Raw genomic sequence first — 7,206 nt, forward strand, 5'->3', positions numbered from 1 at the left:
CCCCGCCGGACGCCCGGTTCGTCGAGCCGGGCGTCGCGGGCGTCGCCGGGTTCCTGCTGGGTGCGCTGCCCGGACGCCGTCCGCTCGACCCGACCCCCGTCCCCGAGGTGGCGCGGGTGCTCGACACCGGTGTGCGCATCGCCTCACCGCTGGCCGGGGTGCCCGCCTCCTCGCTGGTGGTCGCGCGCACGGTCGAGGCACCCAGCCCGTGGGGGGCGGACCGGACCCAGCCTCCGGCTCCTGACGGGGCGGGGGAGGTGCTGCGCCAGGTGGCCGACCACTACCACCCCGGCGGTGGTGGCGACGGCACAGTGGGCGTCCAGCAGCTGACGCACCCCGACGGGAGCCGCAGCTGGGTGGTCACGGTCCCCGGCACGCAGGACTGGTCTCCGCTGCCGGGCAGCAACCCTGCGGACCTCAGCAGCAACCTGCGGCTGATGGCCGAGCGGCCCGACGACGCCACCGAGGTGGTGCTCCAGGCCATGGCCGCGGCACGGATCGAGCCGGGGGAGCCGGTGCTCCTGGCCGGTCACAGCCAGGGCGGGATCGCGGCGATGGAGGCCGCGGGGGACCCACGTGCCGAGCGGTACTCGATCGCGGCGGTCATCACCGCGGGGTCCCCGGTCGGTCACCTGCCCCTGCAGGAGGGGGTGCAGGCCCTGCACCTCGAGCACGGCACGGACTACGTGCCGACCTTGGACGGCCGGGCCAACCCGACGACGGGTAACCGCACCACCGTCGAGGTGGACCTGGCCGAGGCGGCCGACCCCGCGGACCGTGCCGCGGCCCTGTCCCCGGTGGCGGCGCACGACGCGCGACGGTACGCGGCCACCGCGGACGGGCTCGCGGGCTCCGACCACGCCTCCCTCCGCGCGGTCGACCAGGCGATCCAGGGGGTGCTCGGGGGTGGGCAGGCCGAGGCGAGGATGATGCGGTTCACCGGGGTGCGGGTGCCCGACGACCCCGCGGTGGTCAGTCCCGGGAGCCGGGGATGACCACGCTCAGCAGGAAGCTGACGATCGAGATGATCAGCGCGCCGAGCACGGCCGTGCCGAAGCTCTCGATCCGCAGGCCGTACTCGGTCATCTCCGAGAGCCACCCGGTGAGCATGAGCATCAGGGCGTTCACCACGAGGGTGAACAGGCCGAGGGTGAGGATGTACAGCGGTAGCGAGATGAGCTTGACGACCGGCTTGACCACCGCGTTCACCACCCCGAAGAGCAGGGCGACCAGGAGGAAGACGATCACGGTCGTGCCGCTGTCGTCCCCTCCGACCACCTCGAGGCCGCTGAGGAGCTGGGTCGCGAGCCAGATCGCGACCGCGTTGACGAGGACTCGGAGGACGAAGCTCATGCGGGCATCGTTCCACGGAAGGCCGGGAGCGCGCAGGGTGTCGGTGCGGCGATGGCATGCTGGGCGCGTGACGAGCCCCCAGGTGCCCCAGCGCCCCGCCGTGCAGAGCCTCCCCGCCTACGTCCCCGGGGCGCGCGCCGACCTCGGACGGGCCCACAAGCTCTCCTCGAACGAGAACCCCTTCCCCCCGCTGCCCTCGGTGCGCGACGCGGTGGCCCGCGCGGCCGGCGCCCTGAACCGGTACCCCGACATGTTCGCGACCGAGCTGGTCGAGGCCCTCGCCGCCAAGCACCACGTCGAGGCGGGCTCCATCGTGGCCGGCTGCGGTTCCGTCGCGGTCCTCGGGCACGTGCTCCAGGGGTTCTGCGACGCGGGGGACGAGGTGGTCCACGCCTGGCGGTCCTTCGAGGCCTACCCGATCCTCGTCCAGCTGCAGGGTGCCGTCTCCGTCCCGGTGCCGCTCACTGTCGACGGTCGCCACGACCTCCCCGCGATGGCCGCGGCGGTCACCGAGCGCACCCGCGTGATGCTCGTCTGCTCCCCCAACAACCCCACGGGCCCGACCATCGGCCACGCCGAGCTGCTCGAGCTGCTGTCCGCCGTGCCCGAGCGGGTCCTCGTGGTCCTCGACGAGGCCTACGTCGAGTTCGTCCGCTCCCAGGACCCGATCGACAGCGAGCGGGTCCTCGCGGCGCACCCGAACGTCGTCGTCCTGCGGACCTTCTCCAAGGCGTACGGGCTGGCGGCCCTGCGCGTCGGCTACGCCGTGACGCACCCGGACCTCGCCCGCGCGGTGCGCACCGCGTCGACCCCCTTCGGGGTGAACCACCTCGCCCAGGTGGCGGCCCTGGCCTCGCTCGAGGCCGAGGGGGAGCTCGCCGAGCGCGTCGAGGTCGTGGTCGCCGAACGTGAGCGGGTCGCCGAGCGTCTGCGCGCGCAGGGGTGGGAGGTGCCCGAGAGCCAGGCGAACTTCGTGTGGCTCCCCACGGGAGCCCGCACGGTCGACCTCGCCTCGGCCGCTGCGCGGCACGGGGTCCTGGTGCGTCCCTTCGCGGGTGAGGGCATGCGGATCAGCATCGGGGAGGCTGCCGCGAACGACCGGGTGCTCGAGCTGACCCGGGACTGGGTCGGCGGCTGAGCCTGCGACGACCGTGACCGCACGGGCCTCTCGCAGAGCAGCGCCGGCCGAGAGCGGCGTCGGGGCTGGCCCGGCGGGTGGGGCCGTGGCAGGTTGGAGGGTGGTCACAACGGGCCCGCATTGACCTTGTGGTCCCGGACAAGCCCTAACCTACGGTGCCGTAGCCTACGCTGACGTAAGTTACTCGTTCGTCCACCCCGGAAGGACCCCACCGCGTGAACGAGCCCGACCTCGTCCAGCTGCTGAGCCCCACCGGGCACCGGGTGGACCACCCCGACTACACCCCCCGCATCGCACACCTCGACCCCGAGGCCCTGCGCGGGATGCACCGTGACATGGTGCTCGCCCGTCGGGTCGACTCCGAGGCCACCTCGCTGCAGCGCCAGGGCGAGCTCGCCCTCTACGCCCAGGCCCTCGGCCAGGAGGCCGCGCAGGTCGGCTCGGCCCGGGCGCTGGCCGTCCAGGACTACGTCTTCCCCTCCTACCGCGAGCACGCCGTCGCGCAGGTGCGGGGGGTGGACCCGGTCGACATCCTCAAGCTCTTCCGCGGGGTGGACCACGGCGGCTGGGACCCGACCGAGCACAACGTCCACCTGTACACCCTGGTCATCGGCTCGCACACGCTGCACGCCACCGGCTACGCGATGGGCATCCAGCGCGACGGCCTGGTCGGCACCGGGGACCCGTCGCGTGACGCCGCCGTCGTCGCCTACTTCGGCGACGGGGCCACCGCGCAGGGGGACACCAACGAGGCCTTCGTCTTCGCGGCCGTCAACAACGCGCCGATCGTGCTGTTCTGCCAGAACAACCAGTGGGCGATCTCCGAGCCCACCGAGAGGCAGTCCCGGGTGCCGATCGTCGAGCGCGGACGTGGGTTCGGCGTCCCGAGCGTGCGGGTCGACGGCAACGACGTCCTGGCCTGCTACGCGGTGACCGCCGAGGCCCTCGAGCGGGCCCGCAACGGCGGCGGCCCCACCTTCATCGAGGCCTACACCTACCGGATGGGCGCCCACACCACCTCCGACGACCCGACGCGCTACCGGTCGGCCGCGGAGGAGGAGCACTGGCGTCAGCGCGACCCGATCGACCGGCTGACCGCGCTGCTCGAGGCCGAGGGCGAGCTGACCCCTGACTACCAGGAGTCCCTGGCTGCCGAGGCCGAGGCCCTCGGCGAGCGGTTGCGCGCCGAGGTCCGAGCCCTCGAGGCCCCCCCGACCTCGTCCATGTTCGAGAACGTCTACGCGACCCCGCACGCGGTGGTCGACGGCGAGCGCGCCTGGTTCGCCGAGTACGAGGCCTCCTTCCTCGTCGACGGGGAGAGCGCCACGGAAGGAGCCGCCCGATGAGCCCCACCACCGAGCGGATCACCCTCGCCAAGGCCATCAACATCGGCATGCGCCGGGCCCTCGAGCAGGACCCCAAGGTCATGCTCATGGGGGAGGACATCGGCAAGCTCGGCGGCGTGTTCCGCGTGACCGACGGGTTGCAGAAGGACTTCGGCCCCGACCGCGTCGTGGACACCCCGCTGGCCGAGTCGGGCATCGTCGGGACCGCGATCGGGCTCGCGCTGCGCGGCTACCGGCCGGTCTGCGAGATCCAGTTCGACGGCTTCATCTTCCCCGCCTTCGACCAGATCACCACCCAGCTGGCCAAGATGCACTACCGCTCGCGCGGGAAGCTCAGTCTCCCGGTCGTGATCCGGGTGCCCTTCGGCGGAGGCATCGGGGCGGTCGAGCACCACAGCGAGTCCCCCGAGGTGCTCTTCGCCCACACCGCGGGCCTGCGCGTCGTCTCCCCGGCGACCCCGGGTGACGCGTTCACCATGATCCAGGAGGCCATCGCCTCGCCCGACCCGGTGCTCTTCTTCGAGCCCAAGGGCCGGTACTGGGACAAGGCCGAGGTCGACCTCGACGCCGTCGGCGGGGGGCTGGACAAGGCGCGTGTCGCACGGCGCGGGACCGACCTCACCCTCGTCGCCCACGGGCCCACGGTCACCACGGCCCTCAAGGCGGCCGAGGCGGCGGCGGCCGACGGCACGAGCATCGAGGTCATCGACCTGCGCTCGATCTCCCCGCTCGACACCGCGACCGTCGCCGAGTCGGTGCGCCGGACCGGGCGCTGCGTCGTCGTCCACGAGGCGCCCGTGCTCTACGGGACCGGGGGCGAGGTCGCGGCGCGGATCACCGAGGAGTGCTTCTTCCACCTCGAGGCCCCCGTGCTGCGGGTCGGCGGCTTCCACGCCCCGTACCCCGTGGCCCGCCTCGAGCACGAGTACCTGCCGAGCCTGGACCGGGTGCTCGACGCGGTCGATCGCACCCTCGCGGTCTAGCGTCGACCTACCGGCGGGTTCCCTCGAGCCGCGCCGCCGAGCCGCACCACCGACCAGCACGACGACGAGTCCACCAGGACGACGAGACCGAGGAGCGCGCCAGTGCCCAGGTACGAGCAGTTCCGCCTTCCCGACGCCGGTGAGGGCCTGACCGAGGCCGAGATCGTCGAGTGGAAGGTCGCGGTCGGCGACCGGGTCGTGGTCAACCAGCCGATCCTCGAGGTCGAGACCGCCAAGTCCCTCGTCGAGCTGCCCTGCCCCTACGCCGGCGTGGTCACCGAGCTGCTCTTCGAGCCCGGCACCACGGTCGACGTCGGCACCCCCATCATCACCATCGACACCACCCCCGACCTCGCGTCAGAACCTCAGGGTGCCGGGGGTATCCCCGCTTCTGACACGAGCGGGGGATCGGCGAGCGGGGAGTCGGCGAGCGGGGCCGTCCTGGTGGGGTACGGCGTCGTCGGGCACAGCGCCACCCGCCGCGCCCGCCGCACCACCCCTGCGGACCCTGCCACCCCCGGTCTCGTGTCAGAACCTCAGGGCGCTGGGGGTATCCAGGCTTCTGACACGAGTGCTGGCTCGTCCGGACCGGATCTCGCGTCAGACGCTGGGGGTGCCAGGGGTATCCCTGCTTCTGACACGAGAGGGGGGATGGGGCCGGTGCTGGCGAAGCCGCCGGTGCGCAAGCTCGCCAAGGACCTGGGGATCGACCTGGCGACGGTGACCGCCTCGGGGCCCGGGGGGATCGTGACCCGCGAGGACGTGCTGGCGCGCAGCAACGAGAACGAACCGCGCACCCTGGCCACCTACGCCGGGGACGACTTGCCCTGGCTCGCCTCGGGCACGGTGACCGACGACGGCCGCGCGACCCGCGTGCCGGTCAAGTCCGTCCGCAAGCGCACCGCCGAGGCCATGGTCAGCAGCGCCTTCACCGCGCCGCACGTCTCGGTGTTCCACACGGTCGACGTGACCAAGACGATGCGCCTGGTCTCCCGACTGCGCGAGGACCGGGAGTTCGCCGACGTGCGCGTGACCCCGCTGCTCATCGCGGCCAAGGCCCTCATGCTCGCGGTGCGCCGCCATCCCGAGGTCAACGCCAGCTGGCACGACGAGACCCAGGAGATCGAGTACAAGCACTACGTGAACCTGGGCATCGCGGCCCAGACCCCGCGCGGGCTGATCGTCCCGAACATCAAGGACGCGCACCGCATGACCCTGCACGACCTCGCCTTCGCCCTCGCGGACCTCACCGCGACCGCGCGCTCGGGCCGCACCACGCCCCAGGCGATGTCCGACGGGACCATCACGATCACCAACGTCGGGGTCTTCGGCATCGACACCGGCACCCCGATCCTGAACCCCGGGGAGTCAGCGATCCTCGCCTTCGGGGCCATCCGGGAGCAGCCCTGGGTGCACAAGGGCAAGATCAAGGTCCGTCAGGTCACCCAGCTCGCGCTGTCCTTCGACCACCGGCTGATCGACGGCGGCCTGGGCTCGCGGTTCCTGGCCGACGTCGCGGCGGTCCTCGAGGAGCCCGGCCAGGGCCTGGTCTGGAGCTGAGGTCAGCTGGGGGCCGTCAGGGCGCCCGGCGCCGCCGGACCACGAGCCAGGCGACCACCCCGCCGAGCAGGACGACGGCGCCGATCCCCAGCACCCACGGCCAGACGGCGCCGCTCTCCTCCTCGTCCTCGGTGGTCTCCGACTCCTCGGTCGAGGGTGCGGGCTCCTCCGTGGGGGTGCTCTCGGGGGTGGGCTCGGCCGTCGCGGCGGGGGCCTGGGTCTCCTCGGGCCCCTCGGCGGGCTCCTCCTCGGCGGGCTCGGCGGCGCCCTGCTCGACCGAGAACGGGATCACGCCCTCGATGGGGTGCCCGTCCGAGGACACCACGCGCCAGGTGACCGTGTACTCCCCGGCCGGCATGCCCTCGGTCAGCGGGACGGTCACCTCCTGGCCGTCGACCACGGGGTCGCCCGCGGCCCAGTCCTGCCCGACGCCCTCGACCGCGACGTCGTTGCCGAGCTCGAGGATCTCCGCCGAGTAGATGAGGACGATCTCCTCGGGCGGGGTCGAGAGGCTCTCCTCGGCGGCGGGGGTGCTGCCGGTCAGCTCGTCGTGGGCGTACGCGGCGGTCGGGGCGAGGAGCAGGGCGCTCAGCAGGCCCGCCGAGGCGGCGGTGCGCAGGGTCAGTCGTCGTGCGGTGGTCATGGGAGTCCTTCGTCCGGGGTGCGTCGTGGTCGGGGGCGTCTCAGGCGAGACGCGGGGGACCGCGACGGGCCACGGCGGTGGCGAGGTGGAGCAGGTGCCGGTGCTCCCGACCCTGCCCGACGACGGGGACGCCGGCGCTCCGAGGTGCGGCGACCGGCCGGTGCGTGAGCAGCTCACGGGCCG

At 73.1% G+C, this 7,206-nt stretch carries 6 protein-coding genes and 1 pseudogene; 5 read left to right on the plus strand and 2 right to left on the minus strand.

What is annotated here, in order from left to right; genetic code table 11:
* Positions 1-995, plus strand: a pseudogene (locus L0B03_RS11455) (DUF3089 domain-containing protein); the annotation flags it as partial.
* Here the strand turns inward: L0B03_RS11455 and L0B03_RS11460 are convergent.
* The gene (locus L0B03_RS11460; protein WP_250445919.1) at positions 973-1,353 is read right to left on the minus strand and encodes a phage holin family protein; all 381 of its coding nucleotides are present in this window, start codon (positions 1,351-1,353) and stop codon (positions 973-975) included. The pseudogene L0B03_RS11455 and the gene L0B03_RS11460 sit on opposite strands and share 23 nt — an antisense overlap.
* 67 nt (positions 1,354-1,420) lie before the next feature.
* On the opposite strand from L0B03_RS11460, the gene hisC reads away from it, so the two are divergent.
* The 4 genes from hisC (at position 1,421) to L0B03_RS11480 (ending at position 6,380) form a co-directional block, all read left to right on the plus strand.
* Positions 1,421-2,491 (plus strand): histidinol-phosphate transaminase, encoded by a 1,071-nt coding sequence (hisC, locus tag L0B03_RS11465; protein WP_250445920.1) that lies wholly within the window; start codon positions 1,421-1,423, stop codon positions 2,489-2,491.
* A gap of 215 nt (positions 2,492-2,706) precedes the next feature.
* Positions 2,707-3,837 carry a pyruvate dehydrogenase (acetyl-transferring) E1 component subunit alpha gene (gene pdhA / locus L0B03_RS11470; protein ID WP_250445921.1) on the plus strand — a complete coding sequence of 377 codons (1,131 nt, stop codon included), beginning with the start codon at positions 2,707-2,709 and terminating at the stop codon, positions 3,835-3,837.
* On the plus strand, positions 3,834-4,820 hold the full coding sequence (locus tag L0B03_RS11475) for an alpha-ketoacid dehydrogenase subunit beta (RefSeq protein WP_250445922.1): 987 nt from the start codon (positions 3,834-3,836) through the stop codon (positions 4,818-4,820). Before pdhA ends, L0B03_RS11475 begins: the two co-directional genes overlap by 4 nt.
* 102 nt (positions 4,821-4,922) lie before the next feature.
* On the plus strand, positions 4,923-6,380 hold the full coding sequence (locus L0B03_RS11480; RefSeq protein WP_250445923.1) for a dihydrolipoamide acetyltransferase family protein: 1,458 nt from the start codon (positions 4,923-4,925) through the stop codon (positions 6,378-6,380).
* A 16-nt stretch (positions 6,381-6,396) separates the two neighbouring features.
* Here L0B03_RS11480 and L0B03_RS11485 read toward each other — a convergent pair whose 3' ends face one another.
* Entirely contained in the window at positions 6,397-7,023 is a 627-nt protein-coding gene (locus L0B03_RS11485; RefSeq protein ID WP_250445924.1) for a copper resistance CopC family protein, read from the minus strand.
* Between the last annotated feature and the right edge of the window lie 183 nt (positions 7,024-7,206).

This window comes from Actinotalea sp. C106 (genome assembly GCF_023630195.1).
Classification (GTDB): Bacteria; Actinomycetota; Actinomycetes; order Actinomycetales; family Cellulomonadaceae; genus Actinotalea.

What these genes read in the sequence shown, in the direction of transcription:
- L0B03_RS11460 (WP_250445919.1), bottom strand. Translation starts at nt 1,353, where the DNA reads ATGAGCTTCGTCCTCCGAGTCCTCGTCAACGCGGTCGCGATCTGGCTC.
- L0B03_RS11475 (WP_250445922.1), top strand. Translation starts at nt 3,834, where the DNA reads ATGAGCCCCACCACCGAGCGGATCACCCTCGCCAAGGCCATCAACATC.
- L0B03_RS11485 (WP_250445924.1), bottom strand. Translation starts at nt 7,023, where the DNA reads ATGACCACCGCACGACGACTGACCCTGCGCACCGCCGCCTCGGCGGGC.